Origin of the sequence: Streptomyces sp. NPDC048291, from assembly GCF_043201715.1 — a bacterium.
Taxonomy (GTDB): domain Bacteria; phylum Actinomycetota; class Actinomycetes; order Streptomycetales; family Streptomycetaceae; genus Streptomyces.
Map to the genome: position 1 here is coordinate 739990 of NZ_JBICZC010000001.1, position 22195 is coordinate 762184.

The 22195-nt window shown below is 71.5% G+C and carries 22 protein-coding genes; 11 read left to right on the top strand and 11 right to left on the bottom strand.

Annotation, left to right across the window (positions count from 1 at the left end; all coding sequences use genetic code 11):
• Window positions 1-64 precede the first annotated feature (64 nt).
• Window positions 65-697: a uridine kinase gene (locus ACGF5O_RS03230; RefSeq protein ID WP_393808187.1), complete on the top strand. Its 633-nt coding sequence runs from the start codon at window positions 65-67 to the stop codon at window positions 695-697.
• A 19-nt stretch (window positions 698-716) separates the two neighbouring features.
• On the opposite strand, the gene ACGF5O_RS03235 is transcribed toward ACGF5O_RS03230, so the two are convergent.
• Window positions 717-1844 (bottom strand): magnesium and cobalt transport protein CorA, encoded by a 1128-nt coding sequence (locus tag ACGF5O_RS03235; protein WP_393808188.1) that lies wholly within the window; start codon window positions 1842-1844, stop codon window positions 717-719.
• A 227-nt stretch (window positions 1845-2071) separates the two neighbouring features.
• Here ACGF5O_RS03235 and ACGF5O_RS03240 point away from each other — a divergent pair, with 227 nt between their 5' ends.
• A complete protein-coding gene (locus ACGF5O_RS03240) occupies window positions 2072-2866 on the top strand; it encodes a methyltransferase domain-containing protein (RefSeq protein WP_393808189.1) in 795 nt (264 codons plus the stop codon).
• Between the two features lie 34 nt (window positions 2867-2900).
• Here the strand turns inward: ACGF5O_RS03240 and ACGF5O_RS03245 are convergent, their stop codons facing one another.
• Both ACGF5O_RS03245 and ACGF5O_RS03250 read right to left on the bottom strand, forming a co-directional pair.
• Window positions 2901-3863, bottom strand: a complete 963-nt coding sequence (locus tag ACGF5O_RS03245) for a carbohydrate kinase family protein (RefSeq protein ID WP_393808190.1) — start codon at window positions 3861-3863, stop codon at window positions 2901-2903.
• Window positions 3848-4756 carry a pseudouridine-5'-phosphate glycosidase gene (locus ACGF5O_RS03250; RefSeq protein WP_393808191.1) on the bottom strand — a complete coding sequence of 303 codons (909 nt, stop codon included), beginning with the start codon at window positions 4754-4756 and terminating at the stop codon, window positions 3848-3850. The genes ACGF5O_RS03245 and ACGF5O_RS03250 overlap by 16 nt, the downstream gene beginning before the upstream one ends.
• A gap of 97 nt (window positions 4757-4853) precedes the next feature.
• On the opposite strand from ACGF5O_RS03250, the gene ACGF5O_RS03255 reads away from it, so the two are divergent.
• Window positions 4854-5282: a VOC family protein gene (locus ACGF5O_RS03255; protein WP_393808192.1), complete on the top strand. Its 429-nt coding sequence runs from the start codon at window positions 4854-4856 to the stop codon at window positions 5280-5282.
• Window positions 5283-5363: 81 nt separating this feature from the next.
• On the opposite strand, the gene ACGF5O_RS03260 is transcribed toward ACGF5O_RS03255, so the two are convergent.
• Entirely contained in the window at window positions 5364-5918 is a 555-nt protein-coding gene (locus ACGF5O_RS03260; protein ID WP_393808193.1) for a methylated-DNA--[protein]-cysteine S-methyltransferase, read from the bottom strand.
• A 48-nt stretch (window positions 5919-5966) separates the two neighbouring features.
• Window positions 5967-6836 (bottom strand): glycerophosphodiester phosphodiesterase, encoded by an 870-nt coding sequence (locus ACGF5O_RS03265; RefSeq protein ID WP_393808194.1) that lies wholly within the window; start codon window positions 6834-6836, stop codon window positions 5967-5969.
• A gap of 277 nt (window positions 6837-7113) precedes the next feature.
• Between ACGF5O_RS03265 and ACGF5O_RS03270 the strand changes: the two genes are divergently transcribed.
• The 7 genes from ACGF5O_RS03270 to ACGF5O_RS03300 all read left to right on the top strand — a co-directional run bounded on the left by ACGF5O_RS03270 (window position 7114) and on the right by ACGF5O_RS03300 (window position 15927).
• A complete protein-coding gene (locus ACGF5O_RS03270) occupies window positions 7114-7980 on the top strand; it encodes an MHYT domain-containing protein (RefSeq protein ID WP_393808195.1) in 867 nt (288 codons plus the stop codon).
• A gap of 40 nt (window positions 7981-8020) precedes the next feature.
• Entirely contained in the window at window positions 8021-10168 is a 2148-nt protein-coding gene (gene uvrB, locus ACGF5O_RS03275) for an excinuclease ABC subunit UvrB (RefSeq protein WP_393808196.1), read from the top strand.
• A 156-nt stretch (window positions 10169-10324) separates the two neighbouring features.
• Complete coding sequence (locus ACGF5O_RS03280; RefSeq protein WP_393808197.1) at window positions 10325-10903, top strand: TerD family protein; 579 nt, start codon at window positions 10325-10327, stop codon at window positions 10901-10903.
• 120 nt (window positions 10904-11023) lie between these two features.
• Window positions 11024-13054 (top strand): TerD family protein, encoded by a 2031-nt coding sequence (locus ACGF5O_RS03285; RefSeq protein WP_393808198.1) that lies wholly within the window; start codon window positions 11024-11026, stop codon window positions 13052-13054.
• A gap of 223 nt (window positions 13055-13277) precedes the next feature.
• Entirely contained in the window at window positions 13278-14279 is a 1002-nt protein-coding gene (locus ACGF5O_RS03290) for a TerC family protein (protein ID WP_393808199.1), read from the top strand.
• 130 nt (window positions 14280-14409) lie between these two features.
• Window positions 14410-14712 carry a hypothetical protein gene (locus ACGF5O_RS03295; RefSeq protein WP_393808200.1) on the top strand — a complete coding sequence of 101 codons (303 nt, stop codon included), beginning with the start codon at window positions 14410-14412 and terminating at the stop codon, window positions 14710-14712.
• Window positions 14713-14826: 114 nt separating this feature from the next.
• On the top strand, window positions 14827-15927 hold the full coding sequence (locus tag ACGF5O_RS03300; RefSeq protein ID WP_393808201.1) for a calcium:proton antiporter: 1101 nt from the start codon (window positions 14827-14829) through the stop codon (window positions 15925-15927).
• Between the two features lie 16 nt (window positions 15928-15943).
• Here the strand turns inward: ACGF5O_RS03300 and ACGF5O_RS03305 are convergent, their stop codons facing one another.
• A complete protein-coding gene (locus ACGF5O_RS03305; protein WP_393808202.1) occupies window positions 15944-17254 on the bottom strand; it encodes an MFS transporter in 1311 nt (436 codons plus the stop codon).
• A gap of 166 nt (window positions 17255-17420) precedes the next feature.
• Here ACGF5O_RS03305 and aroQ point away from each other — a divergent pair, with 166 nt between their 5' ends.
• Window positions 17421-17894, top strand: a complete 474-nt coding sequence (gene aroQ, locus ACGF5O_RS03310; protein ID WP_393808203.1) for a type II 3-dehydroquinate dehydratase — start codon at window positions 17421-17423, stop codon at window positions 17892-17894.
• Between the two features lie 4 nt (window positions 17895-17898).
• Here aroQ and ACGF5O_RS03315 read toward each other — a convergent pair whose 3' ends face one another.
• From ACGF5O_RS03315 to ACGF5O_RS03335, 5 genes are all read right to left on the bottom strand, one after another.
• A complete protein-coding gene (locus tag ACGF5O_RS03315; protein WP_393808204.1) occupies window positions 17899-18651 on the bottom strand; it encodes an amino acid ABC transporter ATP-binding protein in 753 nt (250 codons plus the stop codon).
• Entirely contained in the window at window positions 18648-19577 is a 930-nt protein-coding gene (locus ACGF5O_RS03320; protein ID WP_393808205.1) for an amino acid ABC transporter permease, read from the bottom strand. The genes ACGF5O_RS03315 and ACGF5O_RS03320 overlap by 4 nt, the downstream gene beginning before the upstream one ends.
• Complete coding sequence (locus ACGF5O_RS03325; RefSeq protein WP_393808206.1) at window positions 19574-20458, bottom strand: ABC transporter substrate-binding protein; 885 nt, start codon at window positions 20456-20458, stop codon at window positions 19574-19576. Before ACGF5O_RS03325 ends, ACGF5O_RS03320 begins: the two co-directional genes overlap by 4 nt.
• 338 nt (window positions 20459-20796) lie before the next feature.
• On the bottom strand, window positions 20797-21453 hold the full coding sequence (locus ACGF5O_RS03330; RefSeq protein WP_393808207.1) for an MBL fold metallo-hydrolase: 657 nt from the start codon (window positions 21451-21453) through the stop codon (window positions 20797-20799).
• Window positions 21454-21463: 10 nt separating this feature from the next.
• Window positions 21464-22153 (bottom strand): maleylpyruvate isomerase family mycothiol-dependent enzyme, encoded by a 690-nt coding sequence (locus tag ACGF5O_RS03335; RefSeq protein ID WP_393808208.1) that lies wholly within the window; start codon window positions 22151-22153, stop codon window positions 21464-21466.
• Window positions 22154-22195: the final 42 nt, after the last annotated feature.

Below are 22195 nucleotides of genomic sequence, written 5' to 3' on the forward strand. Positions count from 1 at the left end.
CCCGGTGCCCGGCCCCGGAACCACCCCCGGCGTGCCCGAACGGCCGACCCGGCATCATGATCCTGTGCGACTCGAAGCGATCACCTGGGACCGGCTCGCCGAGCGTCTCGCCGAGCGGCTGGCCGAACTGAAGCCCGCCGATGGGAGCGCCTGGCCACGCGTCGCCTTCGACGGCGCCCCGGCCGCCCGGCCCGGCGACCTCGCGGAGCGCGTCGGCGAGGCGCTGCGGGTGAGAGGCCGGCCGTCGCTCGTCGTGGGCACCGAGGGCTTCCTGCGCCCCGCCTCGCTGCGGCTGGAGCACGGCCGGCGAGACGCGGAGTCGTACTACGGCGGCTGGTTCGACACCAACGCCCTGTGGCGGGAGGTCTTCGGCCCCCTCGATCCCGGCGGGACCGGCCGCGTCCTGCCCGACCTGTGGGACCCGGCCACCGACCGCGCCACCCGCAGCCCCTATGTCCGACTCCCGCCCGGCGGACTCCTGTTGCTGCACGGACCGCTCCTGCTGCGGCACTGGTTCCCGTTCGACCTGACCGTCCACCTCCTCCTTACTCCCGGAGCCCTGCGCCGCCGTACCCCCGAGGCCGACCACTGGACCCTCCCCGCCTTCGAGCGCTACACCGCCGAGACCGACCCCGCCGGCACGGCCGACGTCCTGATCCGCGCCGACGACCCGCGGCATCCGGCGTGGAGCGGCTGAGCGCCCGCGGCCGGGCGGCTCAGAGCCAGCCGTTGCGCCGGAAGCCGCGGTACAGCACCAGGCACGCCACGGATATGACGCCGATGACGAGCGGATAGCCGAACCGCCAGTGCAGCTCCGGCATGTGATCGAAGTTCATGCCGTACACACCGCACACCATCGTCGGCACGGCGATCACCGCTGCCCAGGCCGTGATCTTCCGCATGTCCTCGTTCTGCGCGACCGTCACCTGCGCCAGATGAGCCTGGAGGATGGAGTTGAGCAACTCGTCGAAGGCCGCGATCTGTTCCTTCGCCCGCATCAGGTGGTCGAACACATCCCTGAAGTAGGCCTGTATCTCCGGTGAGATCACCCGGATCGGCCGGGTGGTCAGCTCCTCCATCGGCCGGCCGAGCGGCACCACCGCGCGCTTCAGCTCCAGGAGTTCACGCTTCATCTGGTAGATCCGTTCCGGGTCGGCGCGCGCGCCGTTCTCCGCGAAGACGGCCGCCTCGACCTGGTCGATGTCGCCCTGCACGGCGTCCGTGACGCTCAGATAGTCGTCGACCACATGGTCCGCGATGGCGTGCAGCACCGCCGCCGGCCCCTTGGCGAGCTGGCTCGGCGCGGCCTCCAACTCCTCCCGCAGCGGCCCCAGCGAGCCGTGCCGGCCGTGCCGTACCGTGATCACGAAGTCCTCGCCGACGAACACCATGATCTCGCCGGTGTCGACCACCTCACTGGTCGCCGTCAGCTTCTCGTGCTCGACGTAGCAGACCGTCTTGAACACCGCGAACAGCGTCTCGCCGTACCGCTCCACCTTCGGGCGCTGATGGGCCTCGACCGCGTCCTCCACGGCCAGCGGGTGCAGGTCGAACAACTCGGCGATGCCCGCGAACTCGCTGTCCGTCGGCTCGTGCAGCCCCAGCCAGACGAACCCGTCCCCCCTCTTGCGCACCCGTTCCACCGCGGAGAACAGATCGCTGCACTCCGGAACCCGCGCCCCGTCCTCGTACGTCACGCAGTTGACCACCGAGGAACCCAGCGGGGACCGTGCGTGATGGTTCAGGTCGACACGGGGCCGCCGCCGGGCCAGCCGCGCCACCCTGCGCAGGCCGCCGGCCCTGCCCAGCCCTGTGACCTTCCGCAGATTCCCTGCCATCGTCATTCCGGATCTCCTTGCATGGATCCACTCGCGCAACGCTTCCCGCCCTGCCCGGCAAGTCTGCCAGCCCGGTGTGAGACACGGGTAAGCCTGTGGGAACGGCGAGTTCCGGTTGGTTCCCGCCTGTGGACAACCGGACTCCCGATCCCTGTTCCCGACCCGGGTGCCCCGCGCCCGCCGACAGCACGCTCGCCGCGGCGGACACACCGGGCGACTGAAATCATCGCCGCATGACACAGGACGACGGATATCTCCTCGACAACCGCCAGAGCGAGGCCGGACAGCGTTTCGACGCCTTCGCCGACCTCTTCGACCCGACCACCTTCCGTCACCTCGAGGCATGCGGTCTCGGACCGGGCGGGCGCTGCTGGGAGGTCGGGGCCGGCGGCACCTCCGTGGTGTCCTGGCTGGCCGGGAAGGTCGGGCCGACCGGCCGCGTCGTCGCCACCGACATCGACACCTCGCTGCTCGCCGCGGCCGCCCACGGGCCCGTCGAGGTCCGCACCCACGACGTCGGCGCCGAGGAGCCGCCGGGGGAGGGCTTCGACCTGGTGCACGCCCGGCTCGTCCTGGTCCATGTGCCGGACCGGGAACGGGCGTTGCGTTCCATGATCAAGGCCCTGCGCCCCGGTGGACGCCTGCTGATCGAGGACGCCGACCCCGCCCTCCAGCCCCTCACCTGCCCCTACGAGTACGGCCCCGAGCAGCAGCTCGCCAACCGCCTGCGGCAGGGCTTCCGCAAGCTCCTCGCCGAACGCGGCGCCGACCTGTCGTACGGCCGCAAGCTTCCGCGACTGCTCCGCGAGGCCGGGCTGCAAGACGTGGAGGCCGACGCCTGCTTCCCCGTCGCCTCCCCCGCCTGCACCGCCCTGGAGATCGCCACCGTCCGGCAGATCCGGGGCCGGCTCGTCGGGGCAGGCCTCGCCACCGACGAGGACATCGACCAGCACCTGGCCAACGTCGCGACGGGCGGCATGGACCTGGCCACGGCCCCGATGATCTCGGCGTGGGGCCGCAAGGCGTAGACCGGTCGCCCCGGGGCGGGGCGGCGTGCCCGGGTCAGCCGTGGGCAGGCGGTCTCGCACCCACGCGCTCCACCGCCCGCGCGCCCGCCCGGCAGCCCAGGACCGCCGCCTCCCGGGCATCCGCGCCGGCGACCAGCGCGGCGAGGAACGCCCCGGTGAAGGCGTCACCGGCGCCGGTGGTGTCCCGGGGCGTCGCCGGTGCGGCCGGGACGCGGGCGAGGACGCCGCCCGACCGGGCCACCAGCGCGCCGTCCGCCCCCGCCTTGGCCACCACCAGCGGCACCTGGCGGCTCAGCTTGGCCGCGGCGTCCGCCGGATCGGGCAGCCCCGTCAGCAGACAGGCCTCGTCCCGGCTCGGCAGCAGGACGTCCACCCCCTCGACGAGCGTCAGGAAGCGGTCCACGCCCAGCGCCACCAGGAACCCGGCCGACGCCGGGTCCAGGCTCACCGGTACGCCACGCGCGCGTGCCGCCGCCAGGGCCGTCGCCACCAGCGCCCGGCTCGGTTCGGAGAACAGCAGGTAGCCGGAGAGATGCAGCCGGGCCACCCCGTCGAGCAGCGCGTCCGACCAGTCGGCGGGCTCCAGCCGCAGGGACGCCCCGCTGTCCGTGAGGAAGGTCCGCTCGGCCGAGGCACCGTTGTCGACCAGGCAGATCACCGTCCCCGTCGCGGCCTCGGGGTCCACCACGAGCCGGGGCCGCACCCCGGCGGCGACCAGCTCCCGCTCGTGCCACCGGGCCGCGTCCGCGCCCACCCGCCCGAGCAGCCGTACGTCCGCACAGCCCGTGTGCGCCGCCCAGCACGCCACGTTGGCGCCCGCCCCGCCGGGCAGGGTCCGGATCACGGCGCCCGTGTCGGTGCCGGCCGCCAGCGGCCCCCGGTACCGCGCGACGACGTCGGTGACGACGTCCCCGACGACCAGCAGCGCCCCGCCCTCGCCGGGCGCCCCGCTCCCGCCCGGCGCCGCCGCCCGCTCGGTCGTCACCCCCTGGCCCACGCCGAGGCGATCCGCGCCGCCAGCCCGACATTGCCGCGCACGGCCGCCAGATTGGCCTCCAGCGAGGCGCCGTCCGTGTGCCGGACCAGATAGTCGAGCAGGAACGGCGTCACCGCCTGACCGGCGATCCCTTCCGCCTCGCACGCGTGCAGCGCGTCGGCGAGCACGCGCGCGTGCAGCGCGGGGTCGAGCTGCTCCGCCTCCGGGACGGGGTTGGCGACGATCAGCGCCGAGTCCGCCGCGTCCAGCGCGTCCTGCGCCCGCATGACCTCCGCGACCTGGTCCGGGCTTTCCAGCGTCCAGTCGACCGGATGCCCCGAGTCGGACAGGTAGAAGCCGGGGAAGCGGTCCGTGCCGTAACCGGCGACGGCCACGCCCAGGGTCTCCAGGCGCTGCAGGGTCGCCGGCACGTCCAGGATCGACTTCACGCCCGCGCACACCACCGTGATCCGGGTGCGTGCCAGCAGCCCCAGGTCGGCGGACTCGTCCTGGGTCGCCGTCCACTCCCGGTGCACCCCGCCGAGCCCGCCCGTCGCGAACACCCGGAGGCCGGCCAGCGCAGCCAGCTGCGCCGTCGCCGACACGGTGGTCGCCCCGCTCGCCCCCGCCGCCACGGCGAGCGGCAGGTCGCGGTGGCCCAGCTTGCGGATCCCGTCCTCGTTGGCGATCCGCTCCAACTGGTCCTTGCCCAGCCCGACATGGGGCCGCCCGTCCAGCACGGCGATGGTCGCGGGCACCGCTCCCGCGCGCCGTACCGTGTCCTCCAGCTCCAGTGCCACCTGGAGGTTGCGCGGGCGTGGCAGCCCGTGCGCGATGATCGTGGACTCCAGGGCGACCACCGCGCGACCCGCGCCGAGCGCCTCCCCGACCTCTTCCGACACCACCAGCACCACGACTGTCTCCTGTCCGTCGGTCTTCCCTCATCTCTGGCGGGGGCCGTACCCGGATAAACGCTTGCGGCCTGTGGGGGACGCCACCAGCCTGGGCGGCATGACGAATCACCCGGTACGTCTGGACCACGTCGTCCTCTGGGTCGCCGACCCGGCCGCCGCGGCCGGCTTCTACGAGCGGATGCTCGGCCTGGAGCCGCTGCGGATCGCCGAGTTCACCGCGGGAGAGGTGCCCTTCCCCTCCGTACGCGTCAACGAGGAGACCATCATCGACCTCGCGCCCTTCACCCTCGCCGAGCGCATGCCCGCGCTTCCCGGCGCCGCCGACAGCGCGGGCCACCCCGTGAACCACGTCTGTCTGTCCCTGCCGTCCGACGCCTTCGACGCCCTGCGCGCCCGCCTCGCCGAGCACGCCGTCCCCATGACCGACATCGGCCACGACTCCTTCGGCGCCCGCGGCAAGGCCCCGCGCAACTTCTACTTCAGGGACCCCGACGGCAACGTCGTCGAGGCACGGCACTACGGCTGACCGCACCGGCGGGGCGTACCGGACCGGCGGGGCGTACCGGACCGGCGGGGCGCCGCGCGGCCAGGGTTCGGGGAGTGCGGCTCAGAACAGCGGCTCGGGCAGCACGCCCTCCAGGGCGAGCAGCTTCCGCTTGGTCTCCAGACCGCCCCCGAACCCGCCGATCCCGCCGTCGCGCTCCACCACCCGGTGACAGGGCACGACGACCGGCAGCGGATTGGCGCCCATCGCCGCGCCCACCGCCTGTGCCCCGCCGGGCTGCCCGACCCGCCCCGCCAGGTCGCCGTACCCGACCACCGTGCCGTACGGGACACCGGCGGCCAGTTCGCGCAGCACCTGCCGGTTGAAGCCGGAGATCAGCGACCAGTCCAGCGGCAGGTCGAAGTCCTGCCGCCGGCCCGCGAAGTACGCCCGCAGCTGGGATATCGCCTCGGCCAGCACCGGCTCCGTCGGATCCTCGACGGGCTCGGTGCCGAGCCGGGCCGCCAGCCGCTCCACCGCCCGCTCCCGCACCGCGTCGGTGGCGTGGAACACCACGTTGACCAGGCCGCTGCCGGTCGCCGCGAGCAGCAGCGGACCGATGTCGGTGGCCACGACGGCCCACACCACCCGCTGCCCGTACTGCCCTTCACCGTCCATGTGCCCCACCGTACGGCCCGCCACTGACAATGCCCGCCGCGGTCCGGGTCAGCCCGCGCACAGCGCGGCCCGCACCACGTCCGGCTTGTTGGTGATGATCCCGTCCACGCCGTAGCCGACCGCTTTCCAGGTGGTGACGGCGTCGTTCACCGTCCAGGTGAAGACGCGCAGCGATCCGCCGTGCGGCCCCTCGACCGAGTGCACCTTCCGTACATAGCCGGCGGAGATCGAGTCCACCGAGGGGTTGATCAGGTCCACGAAGCCCGCGTACTGCTGCAGGGACCCCGTGGACGGCGTGCCGAGATAGCCGGTCGTCAGGGCGGGCCGGAGACCGTGCACGATGCGCAGGCTGTCCGCGCTGAAGCTCTGCACGACGAGCCGGTCCAGGTGCGGGCGGTCCAGCCAGCCCTCGTCACCGAGCAGTTCGAGGGTCTGCCGCTCGATGCCGGGGTACAGCTCAGGGTTCTTGATCTCCAGGAGCAGCTTCTCGTGGTTGTGCCCGATCCGGCGCATGTACTGCGCCAGCGTCGGTACACGCGTGCCCCGGTACGACGGCGAGAACCAGCCGCCGGCGTCCAGCCGTGCGATCTCGGCCGCGGTGAAGTCCTTCACCTTCCACGGGGCCCGGCCGGGAAAGACCTGTTCGACGTCGGTGGTGCGCGCAAGGCTGTCGTCATGGATGACGACGAGCCGGCCGTCCTTGGTGCGCTGGACGTCGTTCTCGACCCAGGTGAAGCCCAGCGAGGCCGCCTTGTCGATGGCGGCCAGGGTGTTCTCGGGGGCGTAGGCGGAGGCACCCCGGTGCGCGAGCACCGTGGGCTCGGCGGTGTCACCGGCCCGGGCGGCGGGGACGGGGCTCAGCAGGGCGGCCGTTCCCAGCAGCGCGGTGGCCGTGGCGGCGACTGCGCGCGCGTGCATGCGCACTCCTCACGTCGAGAGAATACGGACAGCACAAGAGTGACAGCAGGGAGTGAACAGCGGCTCGGGGTGGGACGGCCACAGATTGAATGGATTGACCCAAGCCCGCTCACCGTTGCCGCACAACTGAGGCAAGGGCGTGTTTCTTTGCCGGAAAATCGTTCGACCATTCCGGTGCGGGTCATACTCTCTGCGTCAACCCTGACCGCTCGGGCGGTCCTGGGACGGGGGCGCATTGCACATATTCCGGGACGCAAAGGGTGAAGGGCAGCCGCGCATGCAGGGCACGGTCGACGGATTCAGCTACGGGGTCGTCACCCCGCTGGTGGCCTATCTGATGGCCTGCCTCGGTGGCGCCCTCGGGCTGCGCTGCACGACCCGGGCGATGCTGGTGGCCCACTCCTGGCGGCCCGCCTGGCTCGCCCTGGGCTCGGCTGCGATCGGCTCCGGCATATGGACCATGCACTTCGTCGCCATGATGGGGTTCAGCGTCAAGGAGACGCCGATCCACTACGACAAGCCCCTCACCTACGCGAGCCTCGGCCTCGCCATCGTCATGGTGGGCGTCGGGATCTTCATAGTCGGCTACCGGGGCGCCACCGGAACCGCGCTCTTCACGGGCGGCACGATCACCGGCCTCGGCATCGCCTCGATGCACTACCTGGGCATGGCCGGGCTGCGCCTCAACGGGACTCTGGAGTACAACACGCTCACGGTGGCCGCGTCGGTCGTGATAGGGGTCGTCGCCGCCACCTCGGCCCTGTGGGCGGCCGGCCAGGTCCGCGGTTTCCTGTGGAGCGTCGGCGCGAGCCTCGTCATGGGGCTCGCCGTGAGCGGCATGCACTACACCGGCATGGCCGCCCTCACCGTCCACCTGCACAGCGCCGGCGTCACCTCGCCGGGCGACTCGCCCGCCTCCCTGCTCGCCCCCATGCTGATCGGCCCGCTGGCCTTCCTCTGCCTGGCCGCCGTCGTCGTGATCTTCGACCCGCTGATGGTCACGGGCAAGCCCGACCGGCTCCGCGTGGAGCACAAGCCGGGTGTCCCGGCCGACGAGGTCACCCACCATCCGGGCCGCCGCCTGCAGGTCCGCGTCGGCCGCCAGCAGAGCCACCACAGCGCGCGCACACCGCAGAACCGCTGATCAGAACCGGTTGTCAGTGCGGGGTCGTACGGTGGATCCCATGCGGCCCGTTTCCCACATCGAACGCACGGTGGCGCCCTTCGAGGTCGTCAGCCCGTACCAGCCCAGCGGCGACCAGCCGGCGGCCATCGCCGACCTGGCCAGGCGCATCGAGGCCGGCGAGAAGGACGTCGTCCTCCTCGGCGCGACCGGCACCGGCAAGTCCGCCACCACCGCGTGGATGATCGAGAAGCTCCAGCGCCCCACCCTGGTGATGGCGCCGAACAAGACGCTGGCCGCCCAGCTGGCCAACGAGTTCCGCGAGCTTCTTCCGAACAACGCGGTCGAATACTTCGTCTCGTACTACGACTACTACCAGCCCGAGGCGTACGTCCCGCAGTCGGACACCTACATCGAGAAGGACTCCTCGATCAACGAGGAGGTCGAGCGGCTGCGCCACTCCGCCACCAACTCGCTGCTCACCCGCCGCGACGTGATCGTGGTCGCCTCGGTCTCCTGCATCTACGGCCTCGGTACCCCGCAGGAGTACGTCGACCGCATGGTCCCGCTGCGGGTCGGCGACGAGATCGACCGCGACGACCTGCTGCGCCGCTTCGTGGACATCCAGTACACGCGCAACGACCTCGCGTTCACCCGCGGCACCTTCCGCGTCCGCGGCGACACCATCGAGATCTTCCCGGTCTACGAGGAGCTCGCCGTCCGCATCGAGATGTTCGGCGACGAGATCGAGGCGCTGTCCACCCTGCACCCGCTCACCGGCGAGATCATCAGCGACGACCGGCAGCTGTACGTCTTCCCGGCCTCCCACTACGTCGCGGGCCCCGAGCGCATGGAGCGGGCCGTCAACGACATCGAGAAGGAGCTGGGCGGGCGCCTGGCCGAGCTGGAGAAGCAGGGCAAGCTCCTGGAGGCCCAGCGGCTGCGGATGCGCACCACGTACGACATCGAGATGCTCCGCCAGATCGGCTCCTGCTCCGGCGTGGAGAACTACTCGATGCACTTCGACGGCCGCCTGCCCGGCTCCCCGCCGAACACCCTGCTCGACTACTTCCCGGACGACTTCCTCCTCGTCATCGACGAGTCGCATGTCACCGTGCCGCAGATCGGCGCCATGTACGAGGGCGACGCCTCCCGCAAGCGCACCCTCGTGGACCACGGCTTCCGCCTGCCCTCCGCCCTGGACAACCGCCCCCTGAAGTGGGAGGAGTTCCAGGAGCGGATCGGCCAGGCCGTGTACCTGTCGGCGACCCCCGGAGCCTACGAGCTCTCCCGCGGGGACGGCGTCGTCGAGCAGATCATCCGCCCCACCGGCCTCGTCGACCCCGAGGTCGTCGTCAAGCCCACCGAGGGCCAGATCGACGACCTGGTGCACGAGATCCGCAAGCGCACCGAGAAGGACGAGCGGGTCCTGGTCACCACCCTCACCAAGAAGATGGCCGAGGACCTCACCGACTACTTCCTGGAGCTCGGCATCCAGGTGCGCTACCTGCACAGCGACGTCGACACCCTGCGCCGCGTCGAGCTGCTGCGCGAGCTGCGCTCCGGCGAGTACGACGTCCTGGTCGGCATCAACCTCCTCAGGGAGGGCCTCGACCTGCCCGAGGTGTCCCTGGTGGCGATCCTCGACGCCGACAAGGAGGGCTTCCTGCGCTCGGGCACCTCGCTGATCCAGACCATCGGCCGTGCGGCGCGCAATGTCTCCGGCGAGGTCCACATGTACGCCGACAAGATCACCCCGGCGATGGAGAAGGCCATCGACGAGACCAACCGGCGCCGGGAGAAGCAGGTCGCCTACAACAAGGCCAACGGCATCGACCCGCAGCCGCTCCGGAAGAAGATCAACGACATCGTCGCGCAGATCGCCCGCGAAGAGGTCGACACCGAACAGCTGCTCGGCTCGGGTTATCGCAAGCTGAAGGAAGGCAAGGGGGCCAAGGCTCCCGTGCCCTCCCTGGGCGACAAGGCGGCCAAGGGCGCGAAGGCCGGCAAGGCCGCGAAGGGCAAGGCCGGGGAGACGGTGCCCACCGACCGCCCGGCCGCCGAACTCGCCGAGCAGATCGAGGAGATGACGGAGCGCATGCGTGCCGCCGCCGCGGATCTGCAGTTCGAGATCGCGGCCCGGCTGCGCGACGAGGTCTCCGAGATGAAGAAGGAACTGCGCCAGATGAGGGAGGCGGGCCTGGCCTGACCCCTGGGCCGCGGCCGAATCCCGGCAACGGCGCGAAGTGTTGCAAGACCGACACAAAGCGCGGGCCGGGGTTCGGCACTGTCAGTGGCGCTGCATAGGGTTTCGGGCAACCGCGCACTTCGCGGCCACCGGCGACATCGACGAGGGGAAGCAGCCGTGACCGTCAACATGACCAAGGGTCAGGCCATCAGCCTGGAGAAGAAGGACGGCGGCTCCCTGAGTGCGGTCCGTATGGGTCTTGGTTGGAAGGCGGCGCCGCGGCGCGGGCTGTTCGGCTCGCGCACCCGTGAGATCGACCTGGACGCCTCGGCGGTGCTGTTCGCCGACAAGCAGCCCGTCGACGTCGTGTTCTTCCGGCACCTGGTCAGCGACGACGGCTCGGTCCGCCACACGGGCGACAACCTCGTCGGCGGCGCGGGTCAGGGCGGCGACGACGAGTCCATCCTCGTCGACCTCGCGCGCGTGCCGGTCCACGTCGACCAGATCATCTTCACCGTCAACTCCTTCACCGGCCAGACCTTCCAGGAAGTGCAGAACGCCTTCTGCCGGCTGGTCGACGAGAGCACCGGTCAGGAGCTCGCCCGCTACACGCTCGACGGCGGCGGCGAGTACACCGCCCAGATCATGGCGAAGGTGCACCGGTCGGGATCCGGCTGGACGATGACGGCCCTGGGCGTCCCTGCCAAGGGCCGGACCTTCCAGGACCTGGTGCCGGCGATCCTGCCGATCCTCTAGGCGGCCGGCCGCCGCGGCGCCGCGGACTCCGGACGACAGCCCGGACGACCGGATGCGGCACTTCCGGCGGAGCGTTCCGCGACGGCACACGAGGACACGACATACAGGGGGACGTGGGCAATGGCGGCCGAGCTGGTGCGCGGGCAGAACCATCCGCTCTCACGGAACCGGATCGAGATCCGGATCTCGGCCGACGCACCGGTCGTGGCCGGGGCCACCCTCGCCGACGAGAGCGGCAGGGTCCGGGGCACCGACGCGGTGGCCCATCCCGGCGCGCCCACGCTGCCCGGGATCGAGGTCTCCCGGCAGGCGGCCGCCGAACACCGGCTCGCCGTCGACCTCGATGCCATGCCCGAGACCGTGCACCGCATCAGCGTCCTGATCGCGCTGCCCGCCGCGCCCGGCGGCCCGCCCCGCTTCGGCGCCCTCGCCGCACCGCGCGCCGCGGTCACCGGACTCGACGGCACCGAGGTCGCCGGCTACACCCTCACCGGCCTGGACGCCGAGTCGGCGGTCGTCGCCCTGGAGCTCTACCGCCGCCAGGGCGCCTGGAAGATCCGCGCGGTGGGCCAGGGCTACGCGGAGGGCCTGACGGGGCTTCTCACCGATCAGGGCCTGCCCCGGGCCGCCGAACTCGCCCGCGGGATCGAGGAAGCGGTGGCGCGCGGCCTGGCCCGCTCGGTCCCGGTCCGCACCAGGGACACCGACCGCTCCCGGCGTACGGCCGCCCCCGTCACCGGCCCCGACCTGCCGGGCACCACCCCGGCGGCCGGGTCTCCGTACGACGTCCAGGCGCCGGGCGACGGTGACAGCACCGTCCGGCCCGCCCTCTCCGACGGACCCGGCGAGACGGCGCCGACGCCCGGTGGCGGTGCCGGGCCCTCGGCTTCCGGCGGGCCGGGCGTCCCGGCGGACGCGACGTCCACCGGCGGCCCCGTCGACTACACGCATCCGAAGCGCCGCCAGGCGTCCCGGCCGCCGGCCCCCGGGGCCGCGGCGGCTGCCGCGGCCCCGCCGGACGGACCCGTGCCGCCCGTGGCGGGTGACGCCGCTGGCTGGTCCATGGACGAGCGGCTCTACAACCAGGTCTGGGGCATGTTCGAGGACCTGGCCCGCTCCGCCGCCGCCTGTCGCAGCGCTGTCGACTTCGCTGAGTCGCGCATGGAGAAGGAGCTCGACCAGGTCCTCTCCGACCCGCGCAGCCGCCTCGGCTCGGTGGGAGACGCCGCACGCGAGGCGGCCCAGGCCCGGCAGGCCCAACTGGTCGACCAGGCGCGAGCGGCGCTCGACCGGGACCTCGCCCAGCTCACCGCCGAGTCCGAGGTCGTCGAGCCCGCGCTGCCACCCGCGTACGCCCGCTGGGACAACCCGGTCTGGCACGGCTACCGGGTGCCCACGGAGTCGCCGATGGCCATCCGGCTGGGCGACCTCCACCTCCCGGAGAGCGCCCCGCTGCGCATCCCGATGCTGGTCCGGCTGCCCCTTGAGCGGGGCCTGTGGATCGACAGCGGCGTGCCCGACGCGTCCCCGTTCGAGGAGACGGGCGAGCTGCGGCACCTCGCCCTGCAGACGGCGGTGGCGCTCGCCGCCCGGTTGCTCGCCGTCCATCCGGCGGGGGAGTTCGGCGTGCAGGTCGTCGATCCGGCGGGGGCCGGCGCGTCCGCGTTCGCACCGCTGACGGGGGCCGGCGTGCTGGACGCGCCGCCCGCGACCGGTGCCGCCGGTGTGGCGGGTGTGCTGGGGCGGCTCACGGAGCGCGTCGACCTGGTACAGATGGCGGTACGCGGCGGTGCGCCCGACGCGCTGCCGCCCGGCCTGGACACCTCGCGGCAGCTGCTGATCGTGAACGACTTCCCGCACGGCTTCGACGACCGGGCCGTCACCCAGCTGCGCTATCTCGCGGACGAGGGCCCTGACGTCGGCGTTCATCTCCTGCTGGTCGCCGATCGCGAGGACGCCGCCGCCTACGGCCCGTTGCTCGATCCGCTCTGGCGTTCACTGATGCGACTCACGCCGGTACCGGACGATCACCTGGCCGATCCGTGGGTGGGGCACGCCTGGACGTACGAGCCCTGCCTCGTGCCGCCCGGCAGCCAGGTGCTCCAGCAGGTGCTCACCCAGGTCGCGACGGCTCGCACCAAGCGTATGTAAAGTGCCCCTGACCAGCTAACTTGGTCTTTCTTTTGCCAAACACTTTACCTTTCCTTGGTGATTGGGGTAGTGTTTTCCGTACGGAGGGGAGTACTCCCTGTCTGCTGCGGCGTACCCGTCAATACGGATCCGGTCGGATCCCGGGGCGTCGGCCCGTCCCGGGTGGAAGAGACCTCCGGTAGCGCAACGCCGAATCTTTGCCGTTCACTAACCGGAGGCAACAGTGGATGTATCCGCGACCCTATGGGTCCTCACCATCCTGGGGCTGGCCGCCCTGATCGGGGTCGACTTCTTCATCGGCCGCAAACCGCACGACGTGTCCGTCAAGGAAGCCGGAATCTGGACCGTCGTCTGGATCGCCCTGGCCGGACTCTTCGGCCTCGGCCTGCTCGTCTTCGGCGGCGGCCAGCCCGCCGGCGAGTTCTTCGCGGGCTTCATCACCGAGAAGTCGCTGAGCGTCGACAACCTCTTCGTCTTCGTCCTGATCATGGCGAAGTTCGCGGTGCCCTCGCAGTACCAGCAGCGGGTGCTGCTCGTCGGTGTCCTCATAGCCCTGGTGCTGCGGGCCGTCTTCATCGCCGCGGGCGCCGCGATCCTCGCCAACTTCTCGTGGGTCTTCTACCTCTTCGGCGCCTTCCTGATCTGGACCGCCTGGAAGCTGATCCAGGAGGCCCGGGCCGACCAGGAGGAAGAGGAGTTCGAGGAGAACAAGCTGCTCAAGGCCGCCGAGCGCAGGTTCGGCGTGGCCGACCGCTACCACGGCACCAAGCTGTGGATCCAGCAGAACGGCAAGCGGGTCATGACCCCGATGCTGGTCGTGATGCTCGCGATCGGCACGACCGACGTCCTGTTCGCGCTGGACTCCATCCCCGCGATCTTCGGTCTGACGCAGGACCCGTACATCGTCTTCACGGCCAACGCCTTCGCGCTGATGGGTCTGCGGCAGCTGTACTTCCTCATCGGCGGACTGCTGAAGAAGCTGGTCCACCTCTCCTACGGTCTGTCGATCATCCTCGGCTTCATCGGCGTCAAGCTGGTGCTGCACGCGCTGCACGAGTCCGGCGTCCATGTCCCGGAGATCAGCATCCCGGTCTCCCTCGGCGTGATCTGCGCGGTCCTGATCGTCACCACGATCACCAGCCTGCGGGCCTCCAGGAAGCAGGCGGCGGCCGAGGCGGCGCAGAGTCCGAGCGAAGGCGCTCCGAAGGACAGCATCGACGTCTGACCACGTCGGACGTAGGAACAACCACCCCGCGCAGCGGTGCGAAGCGCATTGCCGACCCACCGCTCCGGATGCTTCGTTGGGTGGCGGAACGTCCCCGGTCCGGGGACGCCGCCGCCCGGTGGAGGCAACCGTGACATTCGTCCAGATCATCGACTTCGAGACCGACCGCATCGACGAGCTGAAGGCCCTCGCCGACGAGATGGGCAGCCGGCCCGCCGGCCGAGAGAACAGCCCCACGCGCCGCCTGATCCTCAGGGACCGCAGCCGGCCCGGCCACTACCTCGGCGTGATCGAGTTCAACTCCTATGAGGAGGCCATGCAGAACAGCAGCGACCCGGAGACAGGCAAGTTCGCCGAGCAGATGGCCGCCCTGTGCACCCGGCCGCCGTCCTTCACCGACTGTGACGTCGTGGACCAGACCGACTTCACGTAATCGCTCCACCAGCCGCACCCGTACACCCCGGGGGCCGTGCCGCTCCGGCGGCAGGCCCCCGGAGCCCGAAAGGACCGGAATGCGAAGCCCGTACGCCTCTGCCACCATCGCTGCATGATCACTCGGCTCAGGTCGCTCACCATCCAGTGGACGTTCCTCGTGCCGGTGCTCGCGGTCGTCCTGCTCGTCTTCACCTGGGGTCGCAGTCTGCCCGGCGCCGTCGTCGCCTTGGTGACCGTGGTCCTCGCCGGATCGGTCCTCGCCGCGGTCCATCACGCCGAGGTCGTGGCCCACCGGGTCGGCGAACCCTTCGGCTCCCTCGTCCTCGCCATCGCCGTCACGATCATCGAGGTCGCCCTGATCGTCACCCTCATGGTCGACGGCGGCGACAAGAGCGCCACCCTGGCCCGGGACACCGTCTTCGCGGCCGTGATGATCACCTGCAACGGCATCGTCGGCGTCTGCCTCCTCGTCGCCTCACTGCGCCACGGCACCGCGGTCTTCAACCCCGAGGGCACCGGCGCCGCGCTGGCGACCGTGGCCACCCTGGCCACGCTCAGCCTCGTACTGCCGACCTTCACCACCAGCAGACCGGGCCCGGAGTTCTCCGGCGTCCAGCTGACCTTCGCGGCCCTGTCGTCACTGATCCTGTACGGCCTCTTCGTGGCCACCCAGACCGTGCGGCACCGCGACTACTTCCTGCCGATCACCCGGCAGGGCGAGGTGATCACCGCCGACGACCACGCCGCGGCCCCGTCCGCGCGTGCCGCCTGGATCAGCCTCGGCCTGCTCGGCCTCGCGCTCGTCGGGGTCGTCGGACTGGCCAAGGGCGTGTCGCCGACGATCGAGTCGGGCGTGGCGGCGGCCGGCCTGCACCAGGCCGTGGTCGGCGTGGTCATCGCCCTGCTGGTCCTGCTTCCCGAGACCATCGCCGCCCTGCGCTCGGCCCGTCGCGACCGCGTCCAGACCAGTCTCAACCTGGCCCTCGGTTCGGCCATGGCCAGCATCGGCCTGACCATCCCCGCCGTGGCCCTCGCCTCCGTCTGGCTCTCCGGGCCTCTGGTCCTCGGCCTCGGCGCCACCCACATGCTGCTGCTCGCGCTGACCGTGGTGGTCAGCTCCCTGACCGTGGTGCCGGGCCGGGCCACACCGCTGCAGGGCGGCGTCCACCTGGTGCTGTTCGCCGCCTACCTGGAGCTGGCGATCAACCCGTAGCGGGTCCGGCGCGGCCTCACCCGGCGACCGGCTCGACCTCCGCCACCGGCATCGGCACCGGACGCGTCTCCGGCAGCAGCGCGAAGCACCCCAGGCTCAGCAGCGCGATCGCCGTGAGATACGCCCCCACGGCCCACGGCACGCGCCCGCTGTGCTCCGCCAGCGCCGTCGCCACGATCGGCGTCAGCGCGCCCCCGAGGACCCCGCCCAGGTTGTAGCCCACAGCGGCGCCGGTGCAGCGCAGGCGGGGCTCGTACAGCTCCGGCAGATAGGCGGCGACCACGGCGAACATGGTGATGAACGCGATCAGGGAACCGGTGAACCCGAGGAACATCAGCAGCGGTTGTCCGGTCGCGAGCAGCGCGACCATCGGGAACATCCACAGCGCCGAGGCCGTGCACCCCACCAGGCACAGCGCCCGCCGCCCGTAGCGGTCGCCCAGCAGGGCCATCACCGGAGTGAGCGCCCCCTTCACCACGACGGCGGCCATGACGCACGTCAGCATGACGGTACGGCTCACCCCGAGCCGCTCCGTCCCGTACGCCAGCGACCAGGTCGTCACCGCGTAGAACACCGCGTACCCGACCGCGAGCGCCCCCGCCGTCAGCAGCACCAGCCGCCAGTGCTGCCGTACGACCTCCGCGAACGGCATGCGCGCCGGCTCCTCGATCTCCAGGAACTGCGGACTCTCGGGGAGCGACGAACGCAGCCACAGCCCGCCCAGCGCCAGCGCCCCGGCCGCCCAGAACGGCACCCGCCAACCCCACTGCGCGAACTGGGCGTCCGTGAGGGACGCCGACAGGGCCAGGATCACGCCGTTGGCGAGGAGGAAGCCGATGGCCGGACCGATCTGCGGAAAGCTCGACCACAGGGCGCGCCGTCCCGCGGGCGCGTGCTCCGCGGTCAGCAGCACCGCCCCGCCCCATTCCCCGCCGAGCCCCAGCCCCTGCAGAAAGCGCAGCACCAGCAGCAGTACGGGAGCGGCCATGCCGATGCTGTCGTACGACGGCACGAACCCGACCGAGACCGTCGACGCGCCCGTCAACAGCAGCGACGCGACCAGCACCGGACGCCGGCCGCGCCGGTCCCCGATGTGCCCGAACAGCACCGAGCCCAGCGGCCGGGCCACGAACCCCACGCCGAACGTCCCGAACGCCGCCAGCGTCCCCGCGAGCGGTGAGAACGTCGGGAAGAACAGCGGCCCCAGGACGAGCGCCGCGGCCGTCCCGTAGACGAAGAAGTCGTAGAACTCGATCGCGGTCCCGGTGAGCGAGGCGGCCGCCAGCCGCAGCATCGAGGGGGCCCTTACGGTGCGTGCATCATGCATGCTCCGTCAACTACCCAGGGTGATCGCGGGTTACGGGGGCGCGCGGTGGTGAGATACCCCGCGCAGGAGCCGCCGCGCACCGTGATAGACCGGACCGGGCAGCGGCCGTTCCCGGGCCGTTCGCCTTTCGCGGATCTCCGCGGATCTCCCACGGACCGGAGGAATCGTGCCCCGCACCCTGGCCAACGCCCCGATCATGATCCTCAACGGGCCCAACCTGAACCTGCTCGGCCAGCGCCAGCCCGAGATCTACGGCTCCGACACGCTCGCCGACGTCGAGGCCCTGTGCGCCAAGGCGGCGGCCGCGCACGGCGGCACCGTGGACTTCCGGCAGTCCAACCACGAGGGCGAACTGGTCGACTGGATCCACGAGGCCCGCCTCGGCCACTGCGGGATCGTCATCAATCCGGGCGCCTACTCGCACACCTCGGTCGCCATCCTGGACGCCCTCAACACCTGCGACGGCATGCCGGTGCTGGAGGTCCACATCTCCAACATCCACAAGCGCGAGTCGTTCCGGCACCACTCCTACGTCTCCCTGCGCGCCGACGGAGTGATCGCCGGATGCGGTGTGCAGGGCTATGTGTTCGGCGTGGAGCGGGTGGCGGCGCTGGTCGGCGCCGCGACCGCGGACGCGTAGCGCCTCAGAGCCGACCGGCCTCCACGATCCGCCGCAGGAACCGCTGAGTGCGCTCCTGCTGCGGATCGCCGAACACCTGCTCGGCGGTGCCGCGTTCGAGTACGACGCCGCCGTCGAGGAAGCAGACCTGGTCGGCGACGTCCCGGGCGAAGCCCATCTCGTGCGTCGCCAGCACCATCGTCATGCCCTCGCCCTTCAGGTCACGGACCACGGCGAGCACCTCGCCCACCAGCTCCGGATCGAGGGCCGCGGTGATCTCGTCGAGCAGCAGCAGCCGGGGCCGCACGGCCAGGGCGCGCACGATCGCCACCCGCTGTTGCTGGCCGCCGCTCAGCCGGTCGGGGTAGGCGCCCGCCTTGCCGCCCAGTCCGAGGCGCTCAAGGAGCTCCCCGGCCCGCTCCTCGGCCTCCGCGCGGGAGACGCCGTGCACCCGCCGCGGCGCCAGGGTGACGTTGTCCAGCACGGTCATGTGCGGAAAGAGGTTGTACGCCTGGAAGACGACGCCGATCCGGCGGCGCACCGCGTCCTGGTCGGCGCGCGGGTCGGTGATCTCCTCGTCGTCCAGCCAGATCGCGCCGTCGTCGATCTCCTCCAGGAGGTTGGCGCAGCGCAGCAGCGTCGACTTGCCGGAACCGGAGGCGCCGATCAGCGCCGTCACCGTGTGCGGGGCGACCTCCAGGTCCACGTCCCGCAGCACGACCGCATCCCCGAACGTCTTGCGAACCGACTCCATGCGCAGGACAGGCGCGTCGCTCATATGGATCCTCCCTGGGCCCGCTGCCGGTCCATCCGGGCCGTCACCCAGTCCGTGAAGCGGGTCATTGGGATGGTCAGGGCCACGAAGACCAGCCCGGCGACGATGTACGGCGTGTAGTTGAGGCTGCGCTGGGCGATGATGTCGGCCGCCCGCACGGCGTCGATGGCGCCGCCGATCGAGACGAGTCCGGTGTCCTTCTGCAGCGACACCAGGTCGTTCAGCAGTGGCGGCACCTGGCGGCGCACGGCCTGGGGGAGCACCACGTACCGCAGCGCCTGCCGGTTGGTCAGCCCCAGCGAGCGGGCCGCGGCACGCTGCGAGGGGTGCACGGACTCGATGCCCGCACGGAACACCTCGGCGACGTACGCCGAGTACGTCAGCGTCAGCGCCGTACCGCCCAGCAGCACGGGATCGACGGTCACGCCCTGGAGGCGCAGCGCGGGAACCCCGAAGACCACGATCATCAGGTTGATGAGCAGCGGCAGACCGCGGAAGAAGTCCGTGTACGCCGCCGCCAGCGCCCGCAGCGGGAAGAAGACGGGCCCCGGCAGCGTGCGGGCGATGGCGATCAGCATGCCCAGGACGAGCACCAGCACACCGCAGATCAGCAGCAGCCGGACGTTGAGCCACAGGCCTTCGAGGACCTTGGGGAACGCCTCGCGCGCGTACTGGCCGTCGAAGAAGGTCTCCTTGGTGCGCTCCCAGCCCGGCGCGCTGACCACGACCAGGTACAGGACGAGGGCCGTGACCAGGGTCGACAGCGCGGCGATCGCGGTCGCGCGGCGGGCACGGGTGCGCCGGTAGCGCTCCCGCTCCAGCCGCCGCTCGGAGGGGGTGTACCCGTCGGCGCCCGCGGGGGCACCGGTCGACATGTCGCCCTTGTCGTCCGCACCCTCCCGGCCGGACTCGTCCTTGGTGACCGTCACTTGAGCACCGGGGCGTCGACGGCGTCCGACAGCCACTGCTTCTCCAGCTTGGCCAGGGTGCCGTCCTTGCGCAGGGCGTCCACGGCCGACGACACGCAGGACGTGAGGCCGCTGCCCTTGTCCAGGACGAGGCCGAACTGCTCGGGCGTGTCGCCCTGGTTCTCGAACTGGCCGACGATCTCGGCGTTCGTCACCTGGGCGGCGGTGATGTAGAAGGCGGTCGGCAGGTCGACGACGATCGCGTCCACCTGGCCGTTCTTGAGCGCCGACACGGCCTGGTCGTTCTTGGAGAACACGGCCGCCTCCTGCGACGGCTTCACCACGTCGCTGATGTAGTTGAGGCTGGTCGTGCCGACCTGGGCGCCCAGCTTGAGCCCCTTGAGACCTGCGATGCCCGTCGCCTTCGCGGCCTTGCCGCCCTTGAGCGCGACGACCGCCTGGCGCACGTCGTAGTAGCCCGACGAGAAGTCCACGGCCTTCTTGCGCTCGGCGCTGATGGACACCTGGTTGATGTCGAAGTCGAAGGTCTTCACACCGGGGGCGAACGCCTTGTTGAACGGAACGCTCTGCCAGACGACCGCGTTCTTGTCGTACCCCAGCTGCTTCGCCACGGCGTACGCGACCGCCGACTCGAAGCCCTCGCCGTTGGCCGGCTTGTCGTCCTTGAACCACGGCTCGTAGGCCGGTTCGTCCGTCGCGATGGTCAGGCTGCCGGAGGTCTGGGTGGCCAACTTGCCCTTGGCGCAGGTGGTTCCGGCCGACGAGGAGGACCCACCGGACGCCTTGTCGTCCGGTTGCGGAGCGCAGCCGACGGCAGTGGCGAGCAGGGCTATGGTGGCGGCGGCGACAGCGCTGCGCAGTGCGCGCGGGGCAGGGTGCATGGCGGGAGAGTGACAGTGAACTCCGCGTTTGTCCACGTCAAGCGGGTATTTGTCCGCATACTGGGAACGGGTGTTGCGGTCTTGTGAACGCCGCGCGTGGGGGAGTGGATGCGCCGGGGCCGCCGGCCGAGGGCGGGGAATGCTGACCGGCGGCCCGTACCGCGCAGGAGCCGTCATCCTGTGCGGGGCTGCCACCAGTTGACTGCGCCAGAGCGCACGCGGGGAGCGTGCGCCGGGCGCCGACGCGTGCGAACTGTTCACACGGGGCGCGCGATGAGCCTGCGCGCCCCGCTCTCACCACCGGCGCGCCCTACTCCAGCCTCGGGCGCCCCCGGCACTCACCACCCGCGCGCGTGCCACTCCGGCAGGTGCGGGCGTTCCGTGCCCAGCGTGGTGTCGTTGCCGTGCCCCGGGTACACCCAGGTCTCGTCCGGCAGCACGTCGAAGATCTTCGTCTCGACGTCGTGGATCAGGCTCGCGAAGGCCTTCGGGTCCTTGCGCGTGTTGCCGACGCCGCCGGGGAAGAGGCAGTCCCCGGTGAAGACGTGCGGATGGCCGTGCGGGTCGTCGTAGACCAGGGCGATGGAGCCCGGGGTGTGGCCGACCAGGTGGCGGGCGGTCAGCTCGACGCGGCCGACCCGGATCACGTCGCCGTCGCCGACGAGGACGTCGGTGGTGACCGGGATGCCGGACGCGTCCTCGCGGCCCGCGTACGTCCGCGCGCCGGTCGCGGCGACGACCTCGGCCAGTGCCTGCCAGTGGTCGCCGTGCTGGTGCGTGGTGACGACGGACGCGATGCCGTCGTCACCGATCGTGCCGAGGAGCGTCTCCGCGTCGTTGGCCGCGTCGATCAGCAGCTGCTCGTCGGTGGCGCGGCAGCGCAGCAGATAGGCGTTGTTGTCCATCGGCCCGACCGCGATCTTGGTGATCATCAGGTCCTTGAGCTCGTGCACGTCCGCCGGTCCGCCGACCGTCACCGCTCCGCTGTACGTCATGGCGGTCAGCCTATAGCGGCGGCAGCGCGGGCAGGGTGCCGCCCTTCACCAGCAGGGCCGAGCCGTCGCGGCGGCCGGCGAGCCAGCCCAGCAGATCGGCGGTGGATCCCTCGACGGCGATCGGGCCTCCGGGCGCGCCGCCGCCCGTCGTCCAGACCTGGCCGCCGTCGCCGCGCAGACCGGTCGGCGGGACCTCCCCGTGCCCGCTGAAGCGGTCCGCCAGGAACTCGATCTCCCGTTCGCTGAACTCCGCCGGGAGGTCCTCCAGCTCGTAGCCGATCCCGAGATCGACATGGTGCAGCTCGACCTCGGCCCAGCGGCGGAAAGGCACCCGGGAGGCGATGTCGGTGACCCCGTTGCGCAGCTCCACCGAGCGCGTCCAGTCCGCGGGCTCGGCCGCCCGGGCCCGGAATCCGGCATGGCTCGCGCGCAGGTCGTCGAGCTGGGCGTCGAGCGCACGCGGGGCGTCCCGCTCGATGTCGGCGTCCCGGGCCTCGGCGGAGACGTACATGGGACGTCCGTCCAGGACGTTGGCGAGCGCGTCCGCGTTGCGGGCGAGGTGGGCCAGAACGTGGCCGACCGTCCAGCCGGGCAGCCGTGACGGTCGCGCGCCGGCCGCGTTGTCCAGTGCGGCGGCAGCGGTGAGGAGCCGGTCGGTCGCTTCCTGTACAGACGCCAGGTCATGAGCGTGATCAATCATGGGGCTGACAGTAGCCCCGCCACACCTTCGGGTGAAGGTTTC

What these genes read in the sequence shown, in the direction of transcription:
- ACGF5O_RS03235 (WP_393808188.1), bottom strand. Translation starts at nt 1,844, where the DNA reads ATGACGATGGCAGGGAATCTGCGGAAGGTCACAGGGCTGGGCAGGGCC.
- ACGF5O_RS03240 (WP_393808189.1), top strand. Translation starts at nt 2,072, where the DNA reads ATGACACAGGACGACGGATATCTCCTCGACAACCGCCAGAGCGAGGCC.
- ACGF5O_RS03255 (WP_393808192.1), top strand. Translation starts at nt 4,854, where the DNA reads ATGACGAATCACCCGGTACGTCTGGACCACGTCGTCCTCTGGGTCGCC.
- ACGF5O_RS03260 (WP_393808193.1), bottom strand. Translation starts at nt 5,918, where the DNA reads ATGGACGGTGAAGGGCAGTACGGGCAGCGGGTGGTGTGGGCCGTCGTG.
- ACGF5O_RS03265 (WP_393808194.1), bottom strand. Translation starts at nt 6,836, where the DNA reads ATGCACGCGCGCGCAGTCGCCGCCACGGCCACCGCGCTGCTGGGAACG.
- ACGF5O_RS03270 (WP_393808195.1), top strand. Translation starts at nt 7,114, where the DNA reads ATGCAGGGCACGGTCGACGGATTCAGCTACGGGGTCGTCACCCCGCTG.
- uvrB (WP_393808196.1), top strand. Translation starts at nt 8,021, where the DNA reads ATGCGGCCCGTTTCCCACATCGAACGCACGGTGGCGCCCTTCGAGGTC.
- ACGF5O_RS03285 (WP_393808198.1), top strand. Translation starts at nt 11,024, where the DNA reads ATGGCGGCCGAGCTGGTGCGCGGGCAGAACCATCCGCTCTCACGGAAC.
- ACGF5O_RS03300 (WP_393808201.1), top strand. Translation starts at nt 14,827, where the DNA reads ATGATCACTCGGCTCAGGTCGCTCACCATCCAGTGGACGTTCCTCGTG.
- ACGF5O_RS03305 (WP_393808202.1), bottom strand. Translation starts at nt 17,254, where the DNA reads ATGCATGATGCACGCACCGTAAGGGCCCCCTCGATGCTGCGGCTGGCG.
- ACGF5O_RS03315 (WP_393808204.1), bottom strand. Translation starts at nt 18,651, where the DNA reads ATGAGCGACGCGCCTGTCCTGCGCATGGAGTCGGTTCGCAAGACGTTC.
- ACGF5O_RS03325 (WP_393808206.1), bottom strand. Translation starts at nt 20,458, where the DNA reads ATGCACCCTGCCCCGCGCGCACTGCGCAGCGCTGTCGCCGCCGCCACC.
- ACGF5O_RS03330 (WP_393808207.1), bottom strand. Translation starts at nt 21,453, where the DNA reads ATGACGTACAGCGGAGCGGTGACGGTCGGCGGACCGGCGGACGTGCAC.
- ACGF5O_RS03335 (WP_393808208.1), bottom strand. Translation starts at nt 22,153, where the DNA reads ATGATTGATCACGCTCATGACCTGGCGTCTGTACAGGAAGCGACCGAC.